General features: G+C 67.5%; 26 protein-coding genes and 1 tRNA gene. 14 read left to right on the top strand and 13 right to left on the bottom strand.

Translation table 11 applies throughout. From position 1 onward, the window contains the following. Positions 1-108: 108 nt before the first annotated feature. On the bottom strand, positions 109-1,080 hold the full coding sequence (locus M5C98_RS16675) for a Bug family tripartite tricarboxylate transporter substrate binding protein (RefSeq protein ID WP_272548568.1): 972 nt from the start codon (positions 1,078-1,080) through the stop codon (positions 109-111). A gap of 153 nt (positions 1,081-1,233) precedes the next feature. Here M5C98_RS16675 and M5C98_RS16670 point away from each other — a divergent pair, with 153 nt between their 5' ends. Together M5C98_RS16670 and M5C98_RS16665 are read left to right on the top strand one after the other, a co-directional pair. Continuing rightward, positions 1,234-1,587, top strand: a complete 354-nt coding sequence (locus M5C98_RS16670) for a four-helix bundle copper-binding protein (protein ID WP_272548567.1) — start codon at positions 1,234-1,236, stop codon at positions 1,585-1,587. Positions 1,588-1,709: 122 nt separating this feature from the next. Continuing rightward, a complete protein-coding gene (locus M5C98_RS16665) occupies positions 1,710-1,964 on the top strand; it encodes a hypothetical protein (protein ID WP_272548566.1) in 255 nt (84 codons plus the stop codon). Here the strand turns inward: M5C98_RS16665 and M5C98_RS16660 are convergent. Further along, positions 1,961-3,064: a CDP-6-deoxy-delta-3,4-glucoseen reductase gene (locus M5C98_RS16660; protein ID WP_272548565.1), complete on the bottom strand. Its 1,104-nt coding sequence runs from the start codon at positions 3,062-3,064 to the stop codon at positions 1,961-1,963. The two genes, M5C98_RS16665 and M5C98_RS16660, sit on opposite strands and share 4 nt — an antisense overlap. 45 nt (positions 3,065-3,109) lie before the next feature. Here M5C98_RS16660 and M5C98_RS16655 point away from each other — a divergent pair, with 45 nt between their 5' ends. After that, complete coding sequence (locus M5C98_RS16655) at positions 3,110-4,057, top strand: NAD-dependent epimerase/dehydratase family protein (RefSeq protein WP_272548564.1); 948 nt, start codon at positions 3,110-3,112, stop codon at positions 4,055-4,057. Between the two features lie 27 nt (positions 4,058-4,084). On the opposite strand, the gene M5C98_RS16650 is transcribed toward M5C98_RS16655, so the two are convergent. The 3 genes from M5C98_RS16650 to M5C98_RS16640 all read right to left on the bottom strand — a co-directional run bounded on the left by M5C98_RS16650 (position 4,085) and on the right by M5C98_RS16640 (position 5,910). Further along, positions 4,085-4,768 carry a DUF4124 domain-containing protein gene (locus M5C98_RS16650; RefSeq protein ID WP_272548562.1) on the bottom strand — a complete coding sequence of 228 codons (684 nt, stop codon included), beginning with the start codon at positions 4,766-4,768 and terminating at the stop codon, positions 4,085-4,087. Between the two features lie 55 nt (positions 4,769-4,823). Then, a complete protein-coding gene (locus tag M5C98_RS16645) occupies positions 4,824-5,420 on the bottom strand; it encodes a hypothetical protein (RefSeq protein WP_272548560.1) in 597 nt (198 codons plus the stop codon). A gap of 157 nt (positions 5,421-5,577) precedes the next feature. Beyond that, positions 5,578-5,910, bottom strand: coding sequence for an antibiotic biosynthesis monooxygenase family protein (locus tag M5C98_RS16640; protein ID WP_272548559.1), 333 nt, complete (start codon positions 5,908-5,910; stop codon positions 5,578-5,580). Positions 5,911-6,051: 141 nt separating this feature from the next. Here M5C98_RS16640 and M5C98_RS16635 point away from each other — a divergent pair, with 141 nt between their 5' ends. Continuing rightward, positions 6,052-6,534, top strand: a complete 483-nt coding sequence (locus tag M5C98_RS16635; RefSeq protein WP_272548558.1) for a hypothetical protein — start codon at positions 6,052-6,054, stop codon at positions 6,532-6,534. A 61-nt stretch (positions 6,535-6,595) separates the two neighbouring features. On the opposite strand, the gene M5C98_RS16630 is transcribed toward M5C98_RS16635, so the two are convergent. The 4 genes from M5C98_RS16630 to M5C98_RS16615 form a co-directional block, all read right to left on the bottom strand. After that, positions 6,596-7,555 (bottom strand): chemotaxis protein, encoded by a 960-nt coding sequence (locus M5C98_RS16630; RefSeq protein WP_272548557.1) that lies wholly within the window; start codon positions 7,553-7,555, stop codon positions 6,596-6,598. A 199-nt stretch (positions 7,556-7,754) separates the two neighbouring features. After that, on the bottom strand, positions 7,755-9,332 hold the full coding sequence (locus M5C98_RS16625; protein ID WP_272548556.1) for a methyl-accepting chemotaxis protein: 1,578 nt from the start codon (positions 9,330-9,332) through the stop codon (positions 7,755-7,757). Positions 9,333-9,530: 198 nt separating this feature from the next. After that, entirely contained in the window at positions 9,531-10,793 is a 1,263-nt protein-coding gene (locus M5C98_RS16620) for a CaiB/BaiF CoA transferase family protein (RefSeq protein ID WP_272548555.1), read from the bottom strand. 137 nt (positions 10,794-10,930) lie between these two features. Further along, positions 10,931-12,127: an acyl-CoA dehydrogenase gene (locus M5C98_RS16615; RefSeq protein WP_272548554.1), complete on the bottom strand. Its 1,197-nt coding sequence runs from the start codon at positions 12,125-12,127 to the stop codon at positions 10,931-10,933. A 183-nt stretch (positions 12,128-12,310) separates the two neighbouring features. On the opposite strand from M5C98_RS16615, the gene M5C98_RS16610 reads away from it, so the two are divergent. The 5 genes from M5C98_RS16610 to M5C98_RS16590 all read left to right on the top strand — a co-directional run bounded on the left by M5C98_RS16610 (position 12,311) and on the right by M5C98_RS16590 (position 15,045). Next, a complete protein-coding gene (locus tag M5C98_RS16610) occupies positions 12,311-13,207 on the top strand; it encodes a LysR substrate-binding domain-containing protein (protein ID WP_272548553.1) in 897 nt (298 codons plus the stop codon). A gap of 139 nt (positions 13,208-13,346) precedes the next feature. Beyond that, positions 13,347-13,565 carry a hypothetical protein gene (locus tag M5C98_RS16605; RefSeq protein ID WP_272548552.1) on the top strand — a complete coding sequence of 73 codons (219 nt, stop codon included), beginning with the start codon at positions 13,347-13,349 and terminating at the stop codon, positions 13,563-13,565. Positions 13,566-13,810: 245 nt separating this feature from the next. Beyond that, a complete protein-coding gene (locus tag M5C98_RS16600; RefSeq protein WP_272548551.1) occupies positions 13,811-13,996 on the top strand; it encodes a hypothetical protein in 186 nt (61 codons plus the stop codon). Positions 13,997-14,401: 405 nt separating this feature from the next. Then, a complete protein-coding gene (locus M5C98_RS16595; RefSeq protein WP_272548550.1) occupies positions 14,402-14,614 on the top strand; it encodes a hypothetical protein in 213 nt (70 codons plus the stop codon). Between the two features lie 251 nt (positions 14,615-14,865). Next, entirely contained in the window at positions 14,866-15,045 is a 180-nt protein-coding gene (locus tag M5C98_RS16590) for a CsbD family protein (RefSeq protein ID WP_272548548.1), read from the top strand. A 237-nt stretch (positions 15,046-15,282) separates the two neighbouring features. On the opposite strand, the gene M5C98_RS16585 is transcribed toward M5C98_RS16590, so the two are convergent. Further along, positions 15,283-15,367 (bottom strand) — tRNA-Leu (locus M5C98_RS16585). 43 nt (positions 15,368-15,410) lie between these two features. Between M5C98_RS16585 and cysM the strand changes: the two genes are divergently transcribed. The 3 genes from cysM (at position 15,411) to M5C98_RS16570 (ending at position 17,228) form a co-directional block, all read left to right on the top strand. Then, entirely contained in the window at positions 15,411-16,316 is a 906-nt protein-coding gene (gene cysM, locus M5C98_RS16580; protein WP_272548547.1) for a cysteine synthase CysM, read from the top strand. A 108-nt stretch (positions 16,317-16,424) separates the two neighbouring features. Next, entirely contained in the window at positions 16,425-16,970 is a 546-nt protein-coding gene (locus M5C98_RS16575; protein ID WP_272548546.1) for an NUDIX hydrolase, read from the top strand. Between the two features lie 30 nt (positions 16,971-17,000). Then, on the top strand, positions 17,001-17,228 hold the full coding sequence (locus M5C98_RS16570; RefSeq protein ID WP_272548545.1) for a sulfurtransferase TusA family protein: 228 nt from the start codon (positions 17,001-17,003) through the stop codon (positions 17,226-17,228). A 126-nt stretch (positions 17,229-17,354) separates the two neighbouring features. Here M5C98_RS16570 and galU read toward each other — a convergent pair whose 3' ends face one another. Then, the gene (galU, locus tag M5C98_RS16565; RefSeq protein WP_272548543.1) at positions 17,355-18,245 is read right to left on the bottom strand and encodes a UTP--glucose-1-phosphate uridylyltransferase GalU; all 891 of its coding nucleotides are present in this window, start codon (positions 18,243-18,245) and stop codon (positions 17,355-17,357) included. A 68-nt stretch (positions 18,246-18,313) separates the two neighbouring features. After that, a complete protein-coding gene (locus M5C98_RS16560) occupies positions 18,314-21,208 on the bottom strand; it encodes a valine--tRNA ligase (protein WP_272548542.1) in 2,895 nt (964 codons plus the stop codon). Between the two features lie 294 nt (positions 21,209-21,502). On the opposite strand from M5C98_RS16560, the gene M5C98_RS16555 reads away from it, so the two are divergent. Next, on the top strand, positions 21,503-23,353 hold the full coding sequence (locus M5C98_RS16555) for a M48 family metallopeptidase (RefSeq protein ID WP_272548540.1): 1,851 nt from the start codon (positions 21,503-21,505) through the stop codon (positions 23,351-23,353). A 57-nt stretch (positions 23,354-23,410) separates the two neighbouring features. On the opposite strand, the gene M5C98_RS16550 is transcribed toward M5C98_RS16555, so the two are convergent. Beyond that, complete coding sequence (locus M5C98_RS16550; RefSeq protein WP_272548538.1) at positions 23,411-24,037, bottom strand: VOC family protein; 627 nt, start codon at positions 24,035-24,037, stop codon at positions 23,411-23,413. Between the two features lie 221 nt (positions 24,038-24,258). Here M5C98_RS16550 and M5C98_RS16545 point away from each other — a divergent pair, with 221 nt between their 5' ends. Next, positions 24,259-26,019, top strand: a complete 1,761-nt coding sequence (locus M5C98_RS16545; RefSeq protein WP_272548537.1) for an ATP-binding cassette domain-containing protein — start codon at positions 24,259-24,261, stop codon at positions 26,017-26,019. Positions 26,020-26,039 lie beyond the last annotated feature (20 nt).

Raw genomic sequence — 26,039 nt, 5'->3', positions numbered from 1 at the left:
GAATAAGCGCTGGTGGCCTTTTTTACTGGAGGCCATCCCCTGCGGCGGCAGGGCGGTGGCGTTGCCGGCCGGTCATCCCGGCGGCCGTGCCACCACTGGGTGATCCGATCAATCGACCTTGGCGCCCGAGGCTTTCACCACCTGCTGGTACTTGGCGCGCTCCGACGCCATGAAGGCGTCGAACTGTTCTGGCGTGGTGCCCACGGGCTCAGCCATCAGGGCTGCGAAGCGCGTCTTGGTCTCCGGTGCGTTGAGCGCAGCCACGAAGGCCTTGTTCAGCTTGGCGATGATGGGCTTGGGCGTGCCCGCCGGCGCCACCAAGCCCCACCACGTCTCGATCGCGAAGCCCTTGAACGTGGCCGACAGCGGCGGCACGCCCGGCAGCATGGCGCTGGCCTGCGGCGAGGTCACGGCCAATGCCTTGAGCTTGCCCGAGCGGATGTTGGGTGCGGCGGCGGCCAGGTTGTCGATGTTGAAGTCCACTTCGCCCGCCAGCAGCGCGAGCTGCGCGGGGCTGGCGCCGCGGTAGGGAATGTGCAGCGCGTAGATGCCGGCGCGCTGCTTGAACATTTCGCCCGCCAGGTGGCCGGCGCTGCCGTTGCCGCCGCTGCCGTAGTTCAGCTTGGCGGGATTGGCCTTGGCGTAGGCGATCAGGTCGGCCACGTTGTTGATCTTTAGCTCCGCCGCCTTGGCCGAATTGATGACCAGCACGTTGGGCACGCTCACCATCTGCGTGATGCCGGAGAAGTCCTTGGCCGCGTCGTAGGGCATGCGGCTGTAGAGCCAGGGGTTCACGGCATGCGTCGCCGTGGCGGCCAGGCCGATGGTGAGGCCATCGGGTGCGGCCTTGGCGACGGCATCGGCACCGATGTTGCCGCCCGCGCCCGCCTTGTTGTCGATGATCACCGTGCCCAGCGTGTCGCGCACCCGCTCGGCCAGCGCGCGAGACGTGACGTCCAGCGGTCCCCCGGGGGCATAGGGCACGATCAGGCGTATGGGGGCATCCTGCGCGTAGCCCAGCGGGGATGCAAACGCCGTGGCGATGGTGGCGGCCGAGAGAAGGATGTTTCTGCGATTCATGTTGCCATTGTGCAAAAAAATGAAAGGGATTCGGCGGTGCGCGTTCGCTGCACCGTCCTACAGCGTCTGCCAGAGGGCATTTTTATAAACGTCGAAGCCGTTTTCAGTTTGCGCTCATCACACGCCGCCGCATCGGCGGAAAAAGGACATTCCATGCTGCAGGCCTTCCATGACACCGTCACTGCGTCGCGCTACGCCGAGTGCATTCGGGCGTGCAGCGAGTGTGCCGATGCGTGCGACTACTGCGCGGCCGCCTGCCTGAGGGAGCCCGAGCCCCGCTGCATGGTGCAGTGCATCGCCCTGGACATGGACTGCGCCGCGCTCTGCCGCGTCGCCGCAGCGGCCATGGCCCGCGAGAGTGCCCATGCGCCAGAGATCTGTGCCCTGTGTGCCCGCTTGTGCGACAGCTGCGCCAACGAATGCGCCCGGCACGACACGCCCCATTGCCGCGCCTGTGCCGCCGCGTGCCGCCGGTGCGCCGAAGCATGCCGCGCGCTGTCGCAGTGATGCTCTGCCAGGAGGGCCTTCGCTTTTACCTGTTGTTACTTTTGCGATACCGTGCGTAAGTGACCGCTTAAGGTCCGGGGCGTTGAATGGCCTATCGGACCCGCACTCAGGAGCCATCCATCATGTCCATCCGCCTCATCACCCTCGCCACCGCTGCCGTGGCCACCAGCCTGCTGACGGGCTGCGTCGTTGCGCCCGTCGGCCCTGGCTATTACGGAGGGGCCGGCTACTACGGCGGGCCGGGCTACTACCAGACCGAGTCCGTGTACGTGGCGCCCCCGCCCGTCGTCGTGGCGCCGACCATCGGGTTCTTCGGCGTCTACGGCCGGGGTGGCTATGGTCGCGGCTATTACGGCCGGCCGGGCTGGCGCCGTTAACGGGTGCGCATGTCTCCGGCGGGTTGGGCGGAAGGCTCGCTTTTCCCGTGCTTGTCGGCTTCGGATGTGAAGGCATCCGCATAGAACTCGTCAGGCGGCAACTGGCGCTCCGCGCTGTACACCCCGCGCGCCGTATCGACCACGATGGGGGCGCCGCAGGCATAGACCTGGTGGCCCGACAGGTCGGCGTGGTCGTCCATCACGGCCTGGTGGACGAAGCCCGTGCGGCCCGTCCAGGCGTCTTCCGGCAAGGCATGGGACACCACGGGAACATAGGTCAGCCGGGGCATCTCGGCCGTGCGCTCGCGCACCCAGCCATCCATGTACAGATCGCCAGGGCGGCGGCCGCCCCAGTAAAGCGTGACCGGGCGCTCGATGCGCTTGGCCTGGATGTGTTCGATCAGCGCCTTGATCGGCGCGAACCCCGTGCCCGAGGCCAGCAGGATGATGGGCTTGGCGCTGTCCTCGCGCAGGAAGAAGCTGCCGAAGGGGCCTTCCACGCGCAGGATTTCCTTTTCCTTCATGGCACCGAACACGTGGTCGGTGAAGCGCCCGCCCGCCATGTGGCGGATGTGCAGTTCCAGCCCCGGCGCATCGGCCTGGGTGTGGGGCGCGTTGGCCATGGAATACGCGCGGCGCGCTCCGTCGCGAAGGATGAATTCGATGTACTGGCCGGCGTGATAGCGGAACGTGTCAGCCGCGGGCAGTTGCAGGCGCACCTGCATCACGTCGTGCGACACCCGCGTGAGCGTGGACACGCGCACCGGCAGCTTCTTGATGGGGTAGGCGCTTTCATCGGTTACCTGGCGCGATTCGAGCACCACGTCGGTCAGCGGCTGGGCGCAGCAGGTGAGAACGAAGCCGGCATCGGCCTCGGCCGCGCTCAGTGCCTTCGACTGGTGTTCGCCGTGGGCCACGGAGCCGCTGAGCTTCTTGCACTTGCACGAGCCGCAGGCGCCATCCTTGCAGCCGTAAGGCAAGCCCACACCGCTGCGGATGGCCGCGGCCAGGATGGATTCGCCCGGGTGTGCGGCAAACGCCCGGCCGCTGGGCTGTACGGTGATCTGGTGGGCGGCGGAGGCCGTCTCTGCGGGGGTCATGGAGTGGGTATCCTTGGAGTTTCTTCTCGCCAAACGGACTCGATTTTGCCCTCAAACCAAAGTCCCCTAGGGGCCCTGCCAGCGCGCTTTCGACGCCAGCGTGTGCTCATCATCGGCTGTGGCGACGTGGGGTTGCGGGCAGCCCGGGTGCTGGGCGTACCGGCCAGCGGGCCGCGGCCGCGGGTGCTGGCGCTCACCTCCAGTCCGCAGCGCGTGGCGGAACTGCGCGCTGCCGGCATCACGCCCCTGGTCGGCAACCTGGACGATGCCGCCAGCCTGCGCCGCCTGTCCGGACTGGCCACCCGCGTTCTGCATCTGGCACCGCCTCCAGGCGATGCCGTGGCCGGGGCTGCCAAGGGCTACGATGGCCGCACGGTCGCTCTGGCGCGTGCGCTGCGCCAGCGCACTTTGCCGGCCGCGCTGGTGTATGGCTCGACCAGCGGCGTGTACGGGGACTGCGGCGGCGCGCTGGTGACCGAGGCACGGCCGGTAGCGCCGGCCACGTCCCGCGCGCAGCGCCGGGTGAATGCCGAGCGCGCGGTTCGCCATTTGGGCCGCAGCCCGGTGCGCGCCAGCATCCTGCGCATTCCCGGCATCTACGCCCCCGACCGCGAAGGCGGCACGCCCGAAGCGCGTTTGCGCCGCGGCACGCCGGTGCTGTTGCCAGAGGACGATGTCTATACCAACCACATCCATGCCGACGACCTGGCCCGCGCCTGCGTGGCAGCCCTGTGGCGCGGCCGGCCGCAACGGGTCTATCACGTGAGCGATGCCAGCGACATGAAGATGGGCGATTATTTCGATCTGGCCGCCGACCTGTACGGACTGCCCCGTCCGCCCCGGGTGGCGCGCAGCGCGGCGAAGGAGCAACTGCCCGCACCTTTGCTGAGCTTCATGAGCGAGTCCCGCCGGCTGGATGCCACACGGCTGCACCGGGAACTGCGCGTGGTGCTGCGCTACCCGACGGTGGCCCAGGGCCTGCGCGCGACCTAGCGCTTGTCCTCCATCCGCAGCATCCCATCAGCGCGGGCGGACGTTCCCTTGCTGGTCGTAGCAGCGAAAGACATTGCAGTGGGAAATGGGAGCGGAGGGCACCGGAAGCGCCGGCTGCACGACCACGGGATGCCGGGGCGGCACCACGACGACGGCAGGCGGGGCGTAATAATCCCCGTTGCCACCGCCGTAGCTGCGTGAGCGCTCGACCTCCGCATAGCCCTGCGGGCCGAGGCAATCCAGGTCCATCTGGCGCTGGGCGGCCGTCATGCGGGCCTGGCCATCGTAGTTGCCCAGTCCCGATTCGCCGGCCACCCGGTCGAGGTTGCGGCGCGATCGGGCACATTCGGGCGACCGGGAGGGGTCGGCCGGCGCCCGGGCGGCGGAACGCTCGCGGTCCTGGCGGGCCTCCTGCTGGGCTTCCTGGCGCTCGATCTGCTGGCGCTGCTGTTTGATTTGCAGTGCCTGCAGGGCCTGCGCCCGCTCTTCCTCGATTTCCTCGCGGGTCTTGCGGGCCTCGACCTCGCGCACGGCGGTGCCTTTATCGCAAGCGCCGTCGGTGTAGGTGACCTTGCCGGAGCCGGGGTCGGTGCAGCGCATCACCTGCGCCTGGGCGGTCCAGGGGGCCGCTGCGCATGCCGCCACGGCCAGCACGGCGCAAAGGCGCCCGGCGGCAGAGCGAGAGACAGCGAGGGCAGGGGGCTGGTGCATGGCCGGTTCCCGAGGGCGATCGGTTCAGGTTCAAGTAGTGGGTGAGGTCGGACGGTCAAGGCCGATTCTGGGGATTTTGCTCCAGACGCCAGCCCGGTGCCGGCCGCTGGTCTTGCGCTCCCGGCGGGCGACGGTCTTCGCCGCGCTGCCGGTTGTCGCGGTCGGCCTGTTCGCGGCGCTGGCGGTCGAGATCGGCGCGCTGGCGGTCCATTTCGGCCCGGCGCCGGTCGGCGTCGGCGCGTTGCTGGCCATCGCGGTCGCGGCGGCGGTCCGCATCGCGCGAATCACGCGCTTCGCGGGCTTCACGGTCCCGGCGGTCACGCCAGGCGCGTTCGCGGTCTTCCCGCATCTGACGTTCGCGCCAGTCGTCTCGGCGGTCGTCACGCCGGTCCCAGCCATACGCTGGCGCTGGTGTCGGCACATAGACCGGATAGGCCGGACGGCTGTAGCCGTAGGCGGGTTGCTCGTACACCGTGATCGACGTCGAGCCGGTGGCCGGGTACGGATACGTGGGTGTGGCCGGATAGTTGGCCGAGGGGTAGTTGGCGGACGGGTAGGCCGACTCGTAGTACGGATCGCCGGGCACCGCGCAGCCCGTGGCCAGCACGGCCAGGGTGCCGGCAGCAAGAATTCGGAGGGCGGGGTGGAACATGGGAAGGCCTCGCTGGCTGGTGGCCGCGCCGCATGAAGCGTCTGGCGGCCGATGGGTGACGGCGGCGGTCAGGCGACACGCCGCGCCCGTGTGTGACGCGCTGATGACCATTTTGGTTGACCGTGCGCGGGCGCCATTGTCAGGCTTTGCCCCGTCTTCACACGGTAGCGGTGGGGTGCGTGCCGGTGCCATCTGGCAAGCCGGCGACGGGTGCGTAATGCAGCACGGTCGGGAACGGATCGTAGAAACCATGCAGCAGCGATTTCCACGTTTGGTACTCCGCGGACTGTCGAAAACCCTGCTCATGCGCCTCAACCGTGGTCCAGCGCACCAGCAGCAGGTATTCCTGCGGACGCTCCACGCAGTGGAGCAACTCGTGCGAGAGGTATCCCGGCATGCGGGCGATGAGGCGCTGCGCTTCGGCGAAGGCCTGCTCGAACGCGGCATTCTGCCCGGGGCGGATGGTGAGCGGGGCGGTTTCCAGGATCATCCGGGCAGTCTATGCCACGGCGCTGGCCGGCAAGAGGGAGATGCACCGCACCGTCGGCCGCATGCCATGCGCGGCCGTTCTACACTCTGCGGCTTTGCCTTCGGATCGCCGCCGTGCGACCGATGGCACGACCTTGCCGACATGACCGAAGACTCTGAAACCACCCCCGTGCAGGAACCCCGTTTGTGGAGCGACGAGCGCTGGACTGCGCGCGTCGTCAAGAACGAAGACGATGATGGCTGGGCCGTCGAGATGACGCTGCGGGGCGAGTCCGAGCCCGCGCTGGTCGGCCCCTGGACCATGGGCCGCGACAAGAAGAACCCCAAGCCGCTCGATGTCTCGGCCTTCCATACGCTGGTCAAGACGGCCTCGGAAGTGCTGCGCCGCCATGAGCAGCAACTGCACGCTCAGCTGAACAAGACCGTCACGGTCACCGTGCAGGACCAGCGTGTGCGCGTGTCGCTGGCCATCGAACCGGACGATGAACACCCCACCGCGACGCTGAGCGCTCATTCGGCGCTGGACGACGAATTGCTGGCCTCGGTCGGCGTGTCGCCCGGCTTCGTTCTTACCAGTGCCAGCGCGGCGGCCTGGGTGGAGGGCGGCTACGCGCGGCCGCGCTGAACCCACAGCCACGGCCACGCAAGTGAGCGCGACGTCACCGCCGCACCTTCGCGCCGCCGGATTACTTGGGCAGCACCCGCCGCATGGTTTCCGCCAGGTCTTCCGCGACGAACTTCGCTACGTAGCCGTCGGCCCCCACGCTGCGCACATGGTCTTCGTTGGCCGAGCCCGACAGCGAGGAGTGGATGACCACCGGAATCTTGTTCAGACGCGCATCCTGCTTGATGTTGCGGGTGAGCGTGAAGCCGTCCATCTCGGGCATTTCCAGATCGGTCAGCACCAGCGCGACGCGATCGGCTGCGGTCTTGCCCTCGGCTTCGGCTGCGCGCGCGATGACGTTCAGCCGGTCCCATGCCTCCTTGCCAGATTTGGTCATCTCGTAGGGGGCCTGCAGGACCTGCAATTCTTTCTCGATGAGCGACCGGGCCACGAACGAGTCGTCGGCGGCCAGGATCATCGTGCCGGGCTTGAGCTTCAGGCGCGGCCCGACCTTCTGGGGATCGACCTTGTGCTCGTCGGAAGGGGAGACCATCTGCAGGATCGCTTCGACGTCAAGCACCTGCGCCAGGCGCGAGCCGTCGGTGTTGCCGTCCAGGCGGGCGATGCTGGTCACCAGCTGGCCGCCCGTGCCGCTGGCTTCGGCGGAGAGCACCTGCTTCCAGTCCAGGCGAACGATGTCTTCCACCGATTCCACCGCGAAGGCCTGCGTGGTGCGCGCATATTCGGTCACCAGCATGATGTTCAGGCCCGTCTGCGGCTTGCAGCCCACGATCGAGGGCAGGTCGAGCACCGGAATGATCTGGCCGCGCAGATTGACCACGCCCAGCGAATGCGGCGTGGCGCCGGCAATGGGGGTGATGCTGGGCATCGCCACGATCTCGCGGATCTTGAAGACGTTGATGCCGAACAGTTCGGACTTGCCCAGGTTGTTGTCGATGCCCAACCGAAAGAGCAGCAACTCGAACTTATTGGTTCCGGTGAGATTGGTCCGCTCGTCAATTTCTTGCTGCACTGCCTTCATCGCTGCCTCCTACGCATTGGATACGCGTGTTTACAAATTTTAGAGCGGGATGGTGAAAGCCCGGTCCTAATATTTTCCCGTGTTGCGCCCGCGCTCCGAATGGCAGAGCACGCTGCAATCTTCTTGCCAGCCGGTGGTGCCATGGGTCTCGGGCGCTTTCGGTCACTGATTCTTCAGGGTCATTACGGGGGGCAAACGCTCAGGCGGCCTTCACGGCCCCCTGCAGCCGGGGGCCGGGGGTGCCGCCCTGCGGGTGCAGTCGGAACACGGCCACGGCCTGCACCAGTCGCTGCGCCTGCATCTTGAGGCTGTCCGCCGCGGCGGCGCTTTGCTCCACCAGGGCGGCGTTCTGCTGGGTGGCCTGGTCCATCTGCATCACGGCCTCTCCCACTTGGGAGACCCCCGCGCTTTGCTCGCTGCTGGCGGCGCTGATCTCGGCCACGATGTCGGTGACGCGGCGGATCGAGGCGACCACCTCGGTCATGGTGGTGCCCGCCTGGTCAGCCAGCACCGAGCCCTGCTGCATGCGTGTGACGCTGGCGTGGATCAGGGTCTTGATCTCCTTGGCCGCTTCGGCGCTGCGCTGGGCCAACTGGCGCACCTCGCTGGCCACCACCGCGAAGCCGCGCCCTTGTTCGCCGGCCCGCGCCGCTTCCACGGCGGCGTTCAGTGCCAGGATGTTCGTCTGAAAGGCAATGCCGTCGATCACGCCCACGATGTCGGCGATCTTGCGGCTGCTGTCGTTGATGCCGCGCATGGTGCTGACCACCTCCGACACCACATCGCCGCCCTTGGAGGCCACGGTCGATGCGTTCAGGGCCAACTGGTTGGCCTGCCGCGCATTTTCCGCATTGGCCTGCACGGTGGAGCTGAGTTCTTCCATCGAGGCCGAGGTTTCTTCCAGCGCACCGGCCTGCTGCTCGGTGCGGGCCGACAGGTCGTTGTTGCCTTGCGCGATCTCGCTGCTGGCGTTCGCCACGCTGTCGGCGTTTTCGCGCACGTTGCTGACCACCTGCGAGAGGCTGCCCTGCATGGCATGGAGCGCGTTCAGCAACTGGGCGATCTCGTCGCGGCCGCGCGCCTGGGCGGCTTGGGTCAGGTCGCCGGAGGCCACCGCCTCTGAAATGCGCACCGCGTTGCCAAGCGGTTCCGTCACGGTGCGGCTGAACAGCACCGCGCCGAAGATGCTGGCCCCGCACACCACCAGCATCACGGTCAGGCTGACCCAGTTGGCTTGGCGGGCCGCCGATGCGGCTTCCAGGGATACGGCCGCGCTGGCCTTGCTGATCAGATCGCCCGTCTGCTCCAGCAATTGCGCCGGCTCCCGGTCCATGCCCTGCACGGCCTGGTCGCCTGCGGCGGCATCCCGCCCGGAGGTCTTGAACGTCTCGAACCCCTTGCGGTAGGCCACCCCCATGCGCTCGTGTGCCTGCAGGAACTGGCCGACCCGCTCGCGCGCGTCGCTGGTGGGCAAATCGCCCAGCAGCTTGCGGGCCTGGGCCTGTACCGCGCCTTCGCTTTTCTCGAAGGCCGCCCAGTAACGCGACAGCTGCGCATCGTCCTTGCCCCGCAGCAGCACGTTCTTCCATTCCTGTACCTGCACACGGAAGTCGCCCAGCGTGTCGGCAGCCACCCGCTCTTGCTGGGTGTGGACGGCGACCGTGGTCTGGTACGTGGTCAGTGCGCTATTGAGCCGGCCCAGGCCGAACAGCGCCGCAGCGAACAGCAGCAACAGGGCCAATGTGAATACCAGGGGGAGTTTTCGGCTGAGCTTCATGGGAGGATTCCTGAAGTGGCGTGGAAGGATGCCCCTTCGTGAGGAGCAGCTTGGGGCTGTCGGATGCACGTAGTTTATTTGAATTATCATTTTTATCAAATAAATCATATTTGACTTTCCGTACAGCGGAGCGGCGCGCCATGAAAAAAGCCTTGCTCGAAGGCAAGGCTTTTTTGGGGATCGGGAAGGCAGATGCGGCTAAACGACGTTCGCCGCTCGAAGCTGCGCAATCCGCGCCGGGTCCAGCCCGAGCCCGGCCAGCACTTCGTCGGTGTGCTGTCCCAGGGCTGGCGGTGCCCGGTGCAGCACGGGCGGCGTGGCCGACAGGCGCATGGGACTCGCCACCCCGGCGATGTGCCCGATGCCGTCGCCCGGCTCGCCCGCCGGCCACCGGGCCTGCTCCACCCGCAGGCCGCGCGCCTGCACCTGCGGATCGTCGAACGCCTCGGCCAGCGTGTTGACCGGGCCGCAGGGCACGGCCTTGTCCTGCAGCAGGGCGATCCAGTCGGCCGTGGTGCGGGTGCGGGTCACCTCCTGCAGGGCAGGGACCAGTTCGGCGCGGTTCCTGACCCGCAGCGGGTTGGTCGCGAACCGGGCGTCCTGTGCCCATTCCGGACGGCCGGCTGTGGCGCAAAAGCGTGCGAACTGCCCGTCGTTGCCGATGGCCAGCAGCATGGCGCCGTCGGCGGTGGGAAAGTCCTGGTAGGGCACCAGGCTGGGGTGCGTATTGCCCTGGCGGGTCGGCGCCTGTCCGGTGGCCAGGAAGCCCGAGGCCTGGTTGGCCAGCACGGCCATGCCCACGTCCAGCAGCGCCATGTCGATGTGCTGGCCTTCGCCGGTGCGCTCGCGCACGTGCAGCGCGGCCAGGATGGCGTTGCTGGCGTAGAGCCCGGTGAACAGGTCGATCACGGCCACGCCCACGCGCAGCGGGCCGGCGCCGGGCTCGCCGTCGGCCCGGCCGGTGATGCTCATCAGGCCCGTCATCGCCTGGATCATGAGGTCGTAGCCGGCGCGCTCGGCATAGGGCCCGTCCTGGCCGAAGCCGGTCACCGAGCAGTAGATGAGCCGCGGGTTGGCCGCGCGCAGGCTGGCGTGGTCCAGTCCGTACTGCCGCAGGCCGCCGACCTTGAAGTTCTCCACCACCACGTCGGCCTGCTGCGCCATCTGGCGGATCAGCGCCTGCCCCTCGGGCGTGGCCATGTCGATGGTGACCGAACGCTTGTTGCGGTTGCAGGCCGTGAAGTAGGCGGCCTGCGCCGTGTCGTTGCCCGCGTCGTCCTTCAGGAACGGCGGGCCCCAGTGGCGCGTGTCGTCGCCCACGCCGGGGCGCTCCACCTTGATCACGTCCGCCCCCAGGTCGGCCAGCACCTGGGTGCACCAGGGGCCGGCGAGCACGCGGGACAGGTCGAGCACGCGGATGCCGGCGAGGGCGCCCGCCGGGGTGGGGGAGGTCGTGGTCATGCAAAAATCGCTTTGCTATAAAAATAGTAGCAATACGCCCTAGTATTGATTGCGCTGGAGGCCTGAAAGGCCATGAACCGCCCGGCAGGGCCCGCCCTGGCGGTCCAGGCCGGGGGCGCGTGCTTGCGTTCGCCTGTTCAGTTGGCGAAGGCGGCGATGCCGGTCTGGGCCCGGCCCAGGATCAGCGCGTGCACATCGTGCGTGCCCTCGTAGGTATTGACCACCTCCAGGTTCACCAGATGGCGCGCCACGCCGAACTCGTCGCTGATGCCGTTGCCGCCCATCATGTCGCGCGCCATGCGGGCGATGTCCAGCGCCTTGCCGCAGCTGTTGCGCTTGATGATGGACGTGGCCTCGACCGAGGCGGTGCCGTCGTCCTTCATGCGGCCCAGGCGCAGGCAGGCCTGCAGGCCGATGGCGATCTCGGTCTGCATGTCGGCCAGCTTCTTCTGGATGAGCTGGTTGGCCGCCAGGGGCCGGCCGAACTGCTTGCGGTCCAGCGTGTACTGGCGCGCGGTGTGCCAGCAGAACTCCGCCGCCCCCAGCGCGCCCCAGGCGATGCCGTAGCGGGCGCTGTTCAGGCAGGTGAAGGGGCCTTTGAGGCCCTGCACTTCGGGGAAGGCGTTTTCCTCGGGCACGAACACCTCGTCCATCACGATCTCGCCGGTGATGCTGGCGCGCAGGCCCACCTTGCCGTGAATGGCCGGCGCGCTCAGGCCCTTCATGCCTTTTTCGAGCACGAACCCGCGGATCGGGCCCACCGCGCCGCCTTCGGACACTTCCTTGGCCCAGACCACGAACACATCGGCGATGGGGCTGTTGGTGATCCACATCTTGGCGCCCGACAGCGAATAGCCGCCCGGCACCTTCTTGGCGCGCGATGCCATGCTGCCGGGGTCGGAGCCGTGGTCGGGCTCGGTCAGGCCGAAGCAGCCGATCCACTCTCCGCTGGCCAGCTTGGGCAAATACTTCTGCTTTTGCGCCTCGGTGCCGAACTCGTGGATCGGCACCATCACGAGGGAGCTTTGCACGCTGGCCATCGAGCGGTAGCCCGAGTCCACGCGCTCGACCTCGCGGGCGATGAGCCCGTAGGCTACGTAGTTCAGGCCGGGGCCGCCGTACTGCTCGGGAATGGTGGGGCCCAGCAGGCCCACTTCGCCCATCTCGCGGAAGATGGCGATGTCGGTCTTTTCATGGCGGAACTGCTCCAGCACGCGCGGGGCGAGCTTGTCCTGGCAGAAGGCGGCGGCCGCGTCGCGAATCATGCGCTCGTCGTCGGTCAGTTGCTGGTCGAGCAGGAACGGGTCGCTCCATTGGAAGGTGGCGTGGGCCATGTCGGTGTCTCCGGGAAAGTCGGTTCAAAAAGGTAGCCGGTGTGCACAAAGCGCATGGGCTTCAGGGTTGGCGCAATGGTAGGCGCATGGATATTGCGGTGCAAGCGAGGATGGTGCATCCAGACATGCGGTTGCCTCATATTTGGCGATGGAGTGAGGCAAAATCTGCCCCAAAATCGCACCATGCGCCGAACCCTTCCCTCCACCCAGTCACTGGCCTGCTTCGAGGCGGCTGCCCGCCATGAAAGCTACACCCGCGCGGCCCAGGAGCTGGCGCTCACACAGAGCGCCGTCTCGCGGCAGATCATGGCGCTGGAGGATTTTCTGGGCGTGGCGCTGTTTCGCCGCACGCGGCACGGCGTGGCGCTCACCCCGGCGGGCAATCACTATGCGCGGCAGGTGGGCCGCTGGCTGCAAGGGCTGGAGCGCGACACGCTCGATGTCATGGCGCACCAGGGGCAGGGCGGGGCGATCGCGCTCGCCGCCGTGCCCACCTTCGCCACGCGCTGGCTGATCCCGCGCCTGCCCCTGCTCGCCCAGGCGCACCCGGAGATCGTCGTGCACATCGAGACGCGCACGCGGCCCTTCCTGTTCGCCGAAACCGGCTTCGACGCCGCGCTGTATGCCGGCACGCCCGAGCAGGTCAGCAACTGGCCGGGCACGCAGGCGCTGCGGTTGCTGCAGGAAGACGTGGTGCCCGTGTGCAGCCCCCGCCTGTTGCCCGGCGGGCAGCCTCTCGAACCCCAGGCGCTGGCCAGCCTGCCGCTGCTGCAGCAGACCACGCGCCCCTACGGATGGCGGCAATGGTTCGAAGCCATGGACGTGCAGGCGCCCCGCGCGCTCGACGGGCCGCGGTACGAGCTGTTCTCCATGTTGGCCGTGGCCGCTGCGCACGGGCTGGGCGTGGCGCTCATGCCGCCGCTGCTGATCGAGGCCGAGCGGGCCCGGGGCGAACTGGTGCTGGCGTGCGAGCGGCCCCTGCGCGGCGAGCGCGCCTACTACCTCATCACCCCGGCGCAGCCGCAGCCCCCCGTGCTGGCCGCCTTCGCCCGCTGGTTGCAGGACATGGCCGCGAGTTGAGCCGCCGGGCGCCTTCCGTGCCGCCGGCCGATTGCGCGCGGGTGGCGGCGCGGCTACCCTTTGGGTCAGCTGCAGCTCAAGCGCAAGGCCTCGGTCCAGCGAACTGCAGCGTCTGTGCAATCAACAAGGAGAAAGCTTCATGGGAACCGTTTATCACGCACCGCATTTCGACCCCACGGTGGATGAGCTCGAAGCGCTCAAGCAACTGGAATTGGGCCGGGCCATCAGCGTGCCCGAGGCGCTCACGCACCACCTGTCGGGACGGCTCTACGAACGCGGCTACGTGGCCAAGAATCCGGCCGGCGACCTGGCCATCACCGACGCGGGCCGCCAGCTGATCCGCCGCCAGGAAAGCTGAGCCCCAGGCATTCACCCCCCGTTCCCCGTCTGATCCGGCCGAATGCCGGTATCCGTACCCGGCGCAGCCCTCCCAGCCATGGAAGGGCGGCCGGGTTTTTTCATGGCCTGCCAGGGCCTGAACTCAGCCACGCAGCCGTTCTCGTCCTACAGACGACCCGCCGGGGGCAGTTTTAAGGTATCGCCTGTGCTGCTTCACGGCGTGTTGAACCCCAAGCGGCACGACAACCCATCCGAGGAGCAGCCATGCCAAGAGGTGACAAGTCGGCGCACACAAAAAAGCAAAAGCGCCAAAACGAACATATCGAAGATAGCAATGAACACCGTGGTTTCAGTAAGCCAGATTCCGAGTGTCGTGCCTGTGGCACGGTGAACAAGGATGACAGCGGTGGAAAGCAGTTCGGTGGCGGACGCAGTCAACCCACCCGCTGACCTCGGGAGATTTTTCTCAACATTTTTGTGCCCCCAGCGTCGTGGATGCCAGTCATAGCTTGCTTCCGATGGTCTGTTCCTATTGAAGGATTGAACATATGAAAGAAACTCTGACTGTCCTCGCCGGATTCATGCTGTTTTCCAGCCTTGGAATCGCCTACCTGGCCGCTTCGGTCATGAGCGGTCTCTGAGTTGCAGGAAGCAGAGCATCTCGGTTTCGCCTCCGGACGCCCGCATTCAGCACCTTCCATTTCAACCCGCTCAACCTTGTATGGCCTCCCATCCACCCGCCCCTGGCAAGGCCGACCTGCCGGTCGAGCCCGATGTGCCCGCCCCGCCGCCCGAACAAGCGGATGAACCCCCGCACGTGCAATGCGCGGCCAGCAGGGCCGCCGGGAGCCGCCCATGACGCGTGACGCGACCGAGCGGGAGGTGTCCGAGGCGGAGAAGCGCGTGGGTGCCATGCTGGAAAAGCTGGAAGAAGAAACAAACTCCGAGGTGGAAAAAATCGCCCTCGAAGATGTAGTGGACACCAATACCCAGACCGGCCGCCCTGAAGTTCAAAAGGCCGTGGACATTCGGGTCAAGCCCAAGGTTCAGCGCAAGTGGACGAAATAAAGAATGCGCGTGGCAGCGGTTGGAACGCCGTGGACCTGGACTTGATGAACGCCACGACCGCGCCTTGATCAATCCACCCGACCTCGAATACACCAACCCGCACGTTGCCACGTTGCGGGTTTTTTCTTGTGTAGGTACCTGCTGACGCCAACGGATGGCTTCCGCCCGCGCGGGCCCTGCGGATCGGGTCTTAGCCTTCAGGTCATGCAAAGCCATTTTGTTTTGCACATACCTCACCGAAAGGAATCACCATGAACACCGATCAAGTCAAGGGCGCATTGAAGGACGTGGCAGGCAAGGTTCAACAAAAGACCGGCGAGCTGATCAACAGCCCCGAGCAGCAAGCCAAGGGCATTGCCAAGCAGGTCGAGGGCACCACCCAGAAGAACTACGGCGACGCCAAAGAGAACATCAAGGACGCCGTGAAGTAATGCCGGCGGAGGCGCTTGTGCCTCTGCGGTTGAAAAGCCCCAGTGCGGTGACGCACCGGGGCTTTTTGTTGGCCGGTAGCCCGGGTGACCGTTCTTAACTTGGAGCGCCATGCCTATTGGCACCGTGGGGAGGACAGGGCCGTAGAAAGTAAAAAGCCCGCGAAAGCGGGCCATTCATTCAGAGTGCGCGGAATGCAGCGAGGGAGAAGCTGCTGTGCATTCATGGCAAGAAAGCCATGGTGCCCGGGGCCGGAATCGAACCGGCACGCCTTGCGGCGGGGGATTTTGAGTCCCCTGCGTCTACCAATTCCACCACCCGGGCGACGCGAAGATCGAAGCCGCGAATTATGGCACAGTAGCGCGCTATGAAGACCTATCCCACCATCGAAGACGCGATTGGACACACCCCTTTGGTTGCGCTGCAGCGCATCGGCGCGCAAGAGAACGCAGAGCGGGGCACCGTGGTGCTGGGCAAGCTGGAGGGCAACAATCCGGCCGGATCGGTCAAGGACCGGCCCGCGCTGTCGATGATCCGCCGGGCGCAGGAGCGGGGAGACATCAAACCCGGCGACACACTGATCGAGGCCACCTCGGGCAACACCGGCATCGCGCTCGCCATGGCCGCGGCCATCAAGGGCTACCGCATGGTGCTGGTGATGCCGGAGGACCTGTCGGTGGAGCGCGCGCAGACCATGAAGGCTTTCGGCGCGGAGCTGATCCTCACCCCCAAGAGCGGCGGCATGGAATACGCGCGCGATCTGGCCGAAACCATGGTCAAGCAGGGCAAGGGCGTGGTGCTGGACCAGTTCGCCAACCCTGACAACCCGCGCATCCATTACGAGACCACGGGCCCCGAACTGTGGGAGCAGACCGAAGGGCGCATCACTCACTTCGTGAGCGCCATGGGCACCACGGGCACCATCACGGGCGTGTCGCGTTTCCTGAAGGAAAAGAACCCCGCCATCCAGATCATCGGCGCGCAGCCCAAGGACGGTTCGCGCATCCCCGGCATCCGCAAGTGGCCGCAGGAATACCTGCCCAAGATATACGACCCGAGCGCGGTGGACGAGACGATCAACGTGGGCCAGGACGACGCCGAGGACATGTGCCGGCGCATGGCGCGCGAAGAGGGCATCTTTGCCGGCATCTCGGCGGCGGGCGCCTGCTGGGCCGCGCAGGAGATCGCGCGGCGCGAATCTAATGCAACCATCGTCTTCGTGGTCTGCGACCGGGGCGACCGTTACCTGTCCACGGGCGTGTTCCCGGCGTGAGCCGGCCGCTGGGATGCCTTAGATGGAGCGCCGCACCGGCGTTCAGGCTGAAAAAGGCCGCATGCCGGTGTATTCATTGCCTTGTTTGCTATTGAAAATGTAGCGCCTATGTACCAAACCCGCTTTTGCACCCACTGCGCCACGCCCCTGGCGCGCATCACGGTGGCCGAGGATGGCGGCGATGTCGAGCGCCTGCGCTGCCCGGCCTGCGGCTGGACGCACTGGAACAACCCGACGCCCGTGCTGGCGGCGGTAGTGGTGCGCGACGGGCAGGTGCTGCTGGCGCGCAATGCCGCCTGGGCAGGCAAGCAGTACGCGCTGATCACGGGCTTCATGGAGGCGGGCGAGACGCCCCAGGAGGGCATCACGCGCGAGATCAAGGAAGAGACCAACCTCGATGTGAGCGCGCTGGCGCTCATCGGCGTTTACGACTTCCAGCGCATGAACCAAATCATCATCGCCTACCACGCGGTGGCGCATGGCGAGGTGCGGCTGTCGCCCGAACTGGTGGACTACCGCCTGCTGGCGCCCGAGGCTGTGAAATGCTGGCCCGCGGGCACCGGCTATGCCTTGGCGGACTGGCTGCGAACGCAAGGCATCGAACCCGAATTCGTGGATTTATTCCAGAGCGGTGCAGCCCCTTCGGCTGCTTAGAATGGGGCTCATTCGCCCAGGAAGCATGTGATGGACATCCACAAGGAAATCGACACCCGCGGTCTCAACTGCCCGCTGCCCATTCTCAAGGCCAAGAAGGCGCTGGCCGACATGGTGAGCGGCCAGTTGCTCAAGGTGGTCTCTACCGACAATGGCTCGCTGCGCGACTTCCAGGCATTCGCCAAGCAGACGGGCAACGAGCTGGTCGAGCAGCAGACGGTGGGCGACGAATTCATCCACCTGCTGCGCCGGCGCTGAGCGCCAGCAGGGCGGCCTTTCCGTTTCAGCCGCTTCAATCAGCCCCGCACCGGTTCGACACCGCGATGACCGGGCCCATTTCCGTCTGGGCCACTGTGCAGGGCCGCGCCGGGCCCTGCGCCTTCTTCAGATCTCCACGGTCTTGAGGTACTCGCGGAAGGCGGCGCCCACCTGCGGGTGCTGCAGCGCCAGTTCCACCGTTGCTTCCAGAAAGCCTTCCTTGCTGCCGCAGTCGTAGCGCTTTCCTTCGTAGCGGAACGCGTACACGGCCTCGCGCGCCATGAGGCGGGCAATGGCATCGGTCAGCTGGATCTCGCCGCCCACGCCCTGGGGCTGGTTGCGGATCTCGTCGAACACGCCAGGCGTGAGGATGTAGCGGCCGGCCACGCCCATGCGCGAAGGGGCGTCTTCCGGTGCGGGCTTTTCCACGATGCGGTCGATGCGGATCAGCGGGCCGCCGGCGGGCTCGCCGGCCACGATGCCGTAGCGGCGCACCTGGTCGGCGGGTACTTCCTGCACGGCCAGCAGCGAGCGGCCCTGCTTGCGGAAGGCGGTGGCCATCTGCGCCAGCACGGGCTGGCCGCCGGGCGCGCCGACCATCAGGTCATCGGCCAGCAGCACGGCGAAGGGCTCGCGGCCGACCAGCGGCTCGGCGCACAGCACGGCGTGGCCCAGGCCCAGCGAGCGGGGCTGGCGCACGAAGGCGCAGTCCATGTCGCTGGGGGCGACCGAGCGCACCAGCTGCAGCAGGTCGTTCTTGCCGGCGGCTTCGAGTTCGTTTTCCAGCTCGTAGGCGGTGTCGTAATGGTCTTCGATGGCGCGCTTGCTGCGGCCGGTCACGAAGATCATGTGGCGGATGCCGGCGGAATAGGCTTCCTCGACCGCGTACTGGATCAGGGGCTTGTCCACCACGGGGAGCATTTCCTTGGGGGATGCCTTGGTGGCGGGCAGGAAGCGGGTGCCCAGGCCTGCCACGGGGAACACGGCTTTGCGGATCGCGGAAGTGTTGTCGGTCATCGATGGTCCTTCTTGGGGTCGGTCAGTCGGTGTCGTAAAGGGTGAACGTGGGGGCGAAGCCTGCGCTATCAAGCCAGCCGTGCGAGCTGGTCGCGCAGACGCGCCAGCGTGGCGCCGAAATCGGCCACGCGTTTTTTCTCCTGGTCGATCACGGCGGGCGGTGCCTTGGCCACGAAGGCCTCGTTGGACAGCTTGGCCTGGGCCTTGGTGATCTCGCCGTCGATGCGGGCGATCTCCTTGGACAGGCGGGCCTTTTCGGCCGCCACGTCGATTTCCATGTGCAGGCACAGGCGGACATCGCCCACCACGGCCACGGGCGCGGCCTGCGCGGCGGCGGCCCAGGCGGCATCGTCTTCGAACACCTGCACCTCGCTGAGCTTGGCCAGGGCCTGCAACGCGGGTGCCGCCGAGCGCATGAAGGCCGCATCGCCCACGGCGTACAGCGGCAGGCGCGTGGCGGGCGAGACGTTCATCTCGCCGCGCAGCGTGCGGCAGGCGTCCACGAAGGCCTTCAGGCGCGCCACGTGGGCGATGGCGGCTTCGTCGATCTTCTCCGGCTGCGCCTGCGGATAGGCGGCGATGCTGACCGATTCGCCTGCGCGGCCGGCCACGGGCGCGACCTTCTGCCACAGGGCTTCGGTGATGAACGGGATCAGCGGGTGCGCCAGGCGCAGGATGGTTTCCAGGGTGCGGATGAGCGTGCGGCGCGTGGCGCGCTGCTCGGCCGGCGTGCCGGTCTGGATCTGCACCTTGGCGATCTCCAGATACCAGTCGCAGAACTCGTTCCAGACGAAGTCGTAGATCGTGTTGGCCACGTTGTCCAGGCGGAACTCGGCAAAGCCCTTGGCCACCTCGGCCTCGACCTGCTGCAGCAGCGAGACGATCCAGCGGTCGGGCTGGCTGAAGGCCAGATAGCCGCCGCCTTCGCAATCGGCCTGGGTGTGCTCCTGCAGCCCGCAGTCCTGGCCTTCGCAGTTCATCAGCACGAAGCGGCTGGCGTTCCAGAGCTTGTTGCAGAAGTTGCGGTAGCCCTCGCAGCGCTTGCTGTCGAAGTTGATGCTGCGGCCCAGGCTGGCCAGTGCCGCGAAGGTGAAGCGCAGCGCATCGGCGCCGTAGGCGGGAATGCCCTCGGGAAACTCCTTTTGCGTGTTCTTGCGCACCTGGGGCGCCGTCTCGGGGCGGCGCAGGCCGGTGGAGCGCTTTTCCAGCAGGGGGTCGAGCGCGATGCCGTCGATCAGGTCCACCGGGTCGAGCACGTTGCCCTCGGACTTGCTCATCTTCTTGCCCTGCGCATCGCGCACCAGGCCATGGATGTACACGTGCTTGAACGGCACGCGGCCGGTGAAGTGCGTGGTCATCATGATCATCCGGGCGACCCAGAAGAAGATGATGTCGTAGCCCGTCACCAGCACGGAAGAGGGCAGGTACAGGTCGTAGTCCTTGGTGGCGGAGGGATCGTCCAGCGCCTCGGGCCAGCCGAGCGAGGAGAAGGGCACGAGCGCGGCGGAATACCAGGTGTCCAGCACGTCCTCGTCGCGCGTGAGCCGGGCGCCCGCGCCAGCCTGCGCCTGGGCCTCGGCCTCGTCGCGCGCCACGTACACGTTGCCCGCTTCGTCGTACCACGCCGGGATCTGGTGGCCCCACCACAGCTGGCGGCTGATGCACCAGTCCTGGATGTTGTTCATCCACTGGTTGTAGGTGTTGACCCAGTTCTCGGGCACGAACTGCACTTCGCCGGAGGCCACGGCGTCGATGGCTTTTTTGGCAATGCTCTTGCCAGTCGGGTCCTGGTCGCTGACCTTGCTCATGGCCACGAACCACTGGTCGGTGAGCATGGGCTCGACCACCTGGCCCGTGCGGGTGCAGATGGGCACCATCAGCTTGTGCTTCTTGGTCTCGACCAGGGCGCCCGCGGCTTCCAGGTCGGCCACGATGGCCTTGCGGGCTACGAAGCGGTCCAGGCCCTGGTACTTGGCCGGCGCGTTCTCGTTGATGGTGGCCTGCAAGGTCAGCACGATGATCATCGGCAGGTTGTGGCGCTGGCCGACCTGGTAGTCGTTGGGGTCGTGCGCGGGCGTGACCTTGACCACGCCGGTGCCGAATTCCTTGTCCACGTACGCGTCGGCAATGATGGGGATCTCGCGGCCCACCAGCGGCAGCGTGACCGTCTTGCCGATGAGCGCGGTGTAGCGCTCGTCCTCGGGGTGCACCATCAGCGCCACGTCGCCCAGCATGGTCTCGGGGCGGGTGGTGGCCACCGTGAGGCTGCCGCTGCCATCGGTCAGCGGATAGGCGATGTGCCAGAGCGAGCCGTCCTTCTCTTCGCTTTCCACTTCGAGGTCGGACACGGCGGACTGCAGTTTCGGGTCCCAGTTCACCAGGCGCTTGCCGCGGTAGATCAGGCCCTGCTGGTACAGGCGCACGAAGGTGTCGGTGACCACCTTGGAGAGCTTGTCGTCCATGGTGAAGTATTCGCGGCTCCAGTCCACGCTGTCGCCCATGCGGCGCATCTGCGTGGTGATGGTGTTGCCGCTGTGTTCCTTCCACTCCCAGACCTTGGCGACGAAGTTCTTGCGCGCCTCGGGCGGTGTCGGGCCCATGTCGTGGCGGCTGATGCCTTGTTCCTGCAACTGGCGCTCCACCACGATCTGCGTGGCGATGCCCGCGTGGTCGGTGCCCGGAATCCACGCCGTGTTGAAGCCCTTCATGCGGTGGTAGCGCGTGAGGCTGTCCATGATGGTCTGGTTGAACGCATGGCCCATGTGCAGCGTGCCCGTCACGTTGGGCGGCGGCAACTGGATGGCGAAGGCGGGCTCGCCTGCCTGGGCCTGGCGCGAGCCGCGGTGGCCTGCCTCGCCATAGCCCCGGCGTTCCCACTCGGGACCCCAATGGGCCTCGATGGCAGCGGGCTCGAAGGATTTGGACAGGCTTTCAAGGCCGGGTTGGTTCAGGGGCGAGCTCATGGGGTCTGGTGGGTGCAAGAAGAGGCCAACGGGCAGGCGGCTGCCTGGGCTTCGGGTCAAGGAGGAGACCGGGCATTTTAAGGCAGTGGCATTGCCGCCCCGCGCGTGCGGCGCATGGCGGGCGGGCCTGATCTGCTATCGCTTTGTTACCTTTTGCCGAACGCTGCAAGGGGATGTGAGCAAGATGCCTGCCGATAATCGTCGGCCTCGGAGCCATCCGGTGCATCCGCCAGGGTGCCGCCGGCTCCGTGCCGTGCCGCCAAGGTCCCATTCCCATTCCAACATCCCGTACCCATGGCCCTTCACCCCTCGCTGCGCGCCGGTCTCGGCAAAGCCTTTCTGTTATCGGTGCTGTCGCTGTTCGCGGTGCCGCTGATCACCCTGTTCTTCGCCGGCCACGTGCAGCGCGACCTGGACGCGAAGTTTCTCGCCGCCATCGTGCCGCGCATCGAAGCCGCCAAGGACCTGTCCCCGGTGGACAAGCAGGAGCAAAAGGACTATTACCGCGCCCATCCGCCGTCCACGATCTGCACCGACCGCACGCCGGATGCACAGGAATACCGCCAGGCCATGTGTCCGCCGTATTCCAACAACTGGCAGTTCTTCATGGCGCGCACCGTGGCGCTGTGGACGCTGGTGGCCGGCGCGCTGGTGCTGGTGGCCGCGCTGGCGCTCGGCGCGTTGGCCTTCGTCAACCGCCGGCTGCAGCACGCGAGCTTCGTCGCCGGCTGGCGCCTGATGACCGCCGCGAGCGCGCTGGAGGTGGTGGTGCAGGGCGCGATGGTGGCCTGGCTGTCGTTCTGGGTGACGGCGTATTTCTGGCACCGCTATTCGCCCAAGCTCATCATCGCGGTGGCGATCGGCGTGGCGGTGGCCGTGGTGCTGGCCGTCGTGGGCATCTTCAAGCGGGTGAACCGCCACAGCGAGGTCGAGGGCGAGCGGGTGCAGGAGGCCGACGCGCCGCTGCTGTGGCAGCGCATCCGCCACATGGCCGCGCGGCTCCAGACCGCGCCGCCGCAGCACATCGTGGCCGGCATCGACGCCAATTTCTTCGTGACCGAATCGCCCATCCACGTGGCGGGGCAGGAGCTGACCGGGCGCACGCTGTTCGTCAGCATTCCGCTGCTGCGCCTGCTCGACCAGTCCGAGGCCGACGCGGTGTTCGCCCACGAGCTGGCCCACCTGGGCGGCGGCGACACCGAAAGCAGCGCGCGCCTGGGGCCGAAACTGGTGCAGTACGACCAGTACCACCATGCCATGCGCAACTCTGGCCTGACGGCGGTGGTGTCCCCGCTGCTGGGCCTGTACCGCCTGATCTTCGAATGGGCGCTGGCCCGCGACAGCCGGGCGCGCGAGTTCCAGGCCGACCGCATCGCCGCGCAACTGGTGTCGCCCCAGGCCATCGGGCAGTCGCTGGTCAAGATCGCGGCCTATGCCAAGTACCGCCACAAGATCGAGAGCGACCTGTTCGACAAGGAAGAGCAACTGGCGGGCGATCTGGGCATCGCGCACTTCATCTCGCGCGGGCTGCCGCCCTATGCGCAGTCGGCGGAGTTCCGCACCGCGATGCAGACCGCCAACGTGCCCCATCCGTTCGACACCCATCCGCTGATGCCCGAGCGCATCCGCAACGTGGGCTGGGTGCTGCCCGAATCGGACTATGGCGCCATCGTGGTGCGGCCGCCCGAGCGCACCTGGGCGCAGGACATCCTGACGGCCGACGCCATCGAGCAGCGCCTGTGGAGCGACTACGAGCAGGCCTTCGCGCAGGGCCACGAACGCAGCCTGGCCTACCGCTACGAGCCGGCCAATGCCGAGGAACTGGCGGTGGTGCTCAAGTACTTCCCGGCGCGCCAGTTCGCGCTGAAGGGCGGCCACACGGTGCAGGTGAGCCACGAAGGCATCGCCACCTCGGCCGATGGCGCCACGGTGCCCTGGGACGCGGTGAAGGCCATGGCCTTCAAGGACAGCATCCTGGGCGATTCGCTCACCATCACGCACCCGGAAAAAAGCCTGCTGCGCGCCAAGACCACGAAGCTCAAGCTGCCGGGCCTCAAGAAGGACAAGCAGCGCTTCAAGGCGACGCTGGAGCACTACTGGGAGCGCCACCAGGTCATGCGCGGGCGCGAAACGCTGGACGATTGAGCGGCCGGCCCCGGCCCCAGGCTGATGCCCAGGCCGAGGTGCAGCGATGCGGGGCGGTCAGCCCTTGGCGTATTCCGGCCGGTCGTTCTGCGCCGGCTTGAGCGGCGCGGCGCTCTTGCCCTCGGCGCGCTCCTTGCGCCACTGCTCCTTGCGCGCGGTCCACTCTTTCAGGCGCTGGTGGGCCACCGTGCTGTCCTTTTCCATCTGCTGCGCATCGGCCAGCTGCGCCGACAGCTCCAGCCGGATGCCGTTCGGATCGAAGAAGTAGATGCTCTTGAAGATGTGGTGATCGGTCACGCCGAGCACCTCGACGCCATGCGCCTCCAGCCGGGCCTTGGTGTTCTCCAGTTCCTGCACCGTGTCCACGCGGAACGCGATGTGGTTGACCCACAGCGGGGTGTTGGGCGAGGGCTCGGCCTTCACATCGTCGCCCAGGTCGAAGAAGGCGATGAACGAGCCGTCCTTCAGGCGGAAGAAGAAGTGCGTGTAGGGGCAGTATTCGCCCGTGCTGGGCACGTAGTCGCTCTGGATGATGTGGTACAGCGGCAGCCCCAGGATGTCTTCGTAGAACTGCCGCGTCTCCTCGGCGTCGCGCGCCTTGTAGGCGTAGTGGTGCAACTGCTGCACGGCGGCGGGCGGGGGCAGGGTGGACAGGTCGGGTTTGGGGCTTGGCACGGCGTTCATGGCGGTCTCCGTCTTGTGGATCTAAAAATTGTACTATCCGTAATCAATTTCACCTAAGTGAATTTGCGTTGCCATTCCTGCCGCCGTATAGTCCGGGCCTTCGATCGCTCCGATCGCCGCCACCGAGGTTCTTCACCCATGCGCCTGTAAGCCCCCTTCGTCCGTTCCGCTTCCCCCACCGATCCGGGGAGGCGGCCGATTCGATGGCTTGGAGCTCGACCATGGCGACATTCAACGCGGACGCCCGTCCGCCCCGCGGTGCAGCGCGCACCGCATCCGTTTCCCTTTCCTCTTCTTCCACGTCTTCTCCCCTGGTGGTTTCCGCCCCGCCGCCTGCGCGGGAGGGTGCGTTGCTGCGCCTGGGCCACGTGCAATGGCTGCGGCCCGACGGCGAGGCGCTCTGGGCCGAGCCGCCCACGCTCCACCTCGCCCCCGGCATCACCGGCCTGGTGGGCGACAACGGCGTGGGCAAGAGCGTGCTGCTTGCCCTGGCGGCCGGCACGCTGGCGCCGGCCTCGGGCACGGTGGAGCGGCCGGGCCGCCTGCATGCGGTGGACCAGCACCGCGCGGGCGCCACCGTGGCGGCGCTGGCGGGGATCGATACCGTGCTGGGGGCGCTGGCCCGGCTGGAGGCCGGGCAGGGCGATGAAGCCGACCTGCTGCTCGCGGACGGGCAGTGGGACTGCGCGGCCCGCTGGCAGCGCGCGCTCGACGGCGTGGGGCTGGGCCACCTGTCCCCGGATCGCGAAGCGGCCTGCCTGAGCGGCGGCGAGCGCGCCCGCGTGGCCCTGGCGGGCGCTTTTCTCTCGGGTGCCGACGTGCTGCTGCTGGACGAGCCCACCAACCACCTCGATGCGCCCGCCCGGCGCTGGCTGCTGTCAGCCCTGGCGGACTGGCGGGGCGCGGTGCTGGTGGCCACGCACGACCGCGCGCTGCTGGAGGCGGTGGACCGCATCGCCGAACTCAGCCCCCAGGGCCTGCGCCACTACGGCGGTGCGTGGGATGTCTATGCGGCGCAGCGCGATGCCGAGGCCCAGGCAGCCCAGGCCGCGCTGCACCATGCGCGCGCCGAACGCGATGCCGCGCAGCGCGATTTGCGGCGCCAGCACGACGCGCAGATGCGGCGGGCCGCCCGTGGCCGCGCGGCAGGCCAGGACACGAACCAGTCGCCCCTGCTGCTGGGCCTTCAAAAAAGCAATGCCGAGGCCTTCGCAGGCCGGGAGCATGTGCGCCGCCAGCAGGCGGGCGAGCGGCTGGATGCCGCCGTGCGCGAGGCCGCCGGCCGGGTGGCGCCCGCCACGGCCCTGGCGCTGCCGTTGCCGGACAGCGCCATTGCGCAGTCCAAGCCGGTGCTGCGGCTGGAGCGGGCCGTGCCGCCCCTGCCGTGGTCGCCACTGCGCAGCGGCCCGCCCCAGGCGCTCGACGGAGTGTGGAGCGGGCCGGTGCGCATCGCCATCACCGGCCCGAACGGCTGCGGCAAGACCACGCTGCTGCGCATGGTGGCGGGGCAGCTGGCACCCGCCTCGGGCCGGGTGCATTGCATGGTGCGCACGGCCTGGCTCGACCAGCACAGCGCGGCGTTGCTGCCGCCCGCGCTGAGCGTGCTGGAGCGGCTGGCGCAGACCGGCTCCCCCCTGCCGCCCGCTGCGCTGCGCACCCGGCTGGCGCAGCTGGGGCTGGACGCCGCCTGCTTGCAGCGGCCGGCAGGCACCTTGAGCGGCGGCGAGCGCATCAGGGCCGCGCTGGCCTGTGCGCTGTGGAGCGGCGATCCGGCGCAGATGCTGCTGCTGGACGAGCCCACCAACCACCTCGATGCGCGGGCCGTGGCGGCGCTGCAGTCCGCGCTGGCGTCGTTCACCGGCGCGCTGCTGGTGGTGTCGCACGACCGGCATTTCTTGCGGGCGCTGGCGCCGCAGCGGGTCTGGACGTGGGAGGAGGGCGGTTGGAATCTGGATGCGGCACCGGCCGTCGCGTTGACGTAACGCGGCCCACGGTCAAGGGC

It is taken from the genome of Acidovorax sp. NCPPB 3576 (genome assembly GCF_028473605.1).
Lineage (GTDB): Bacteria > Pseudomonadota > Gammaproteobacteria > Burkholderiales > Burkholderiaceae_C > Paracidovorax.
This window is presented reverse-complemented; position numbering and strand designations above follow the sequence as displayed.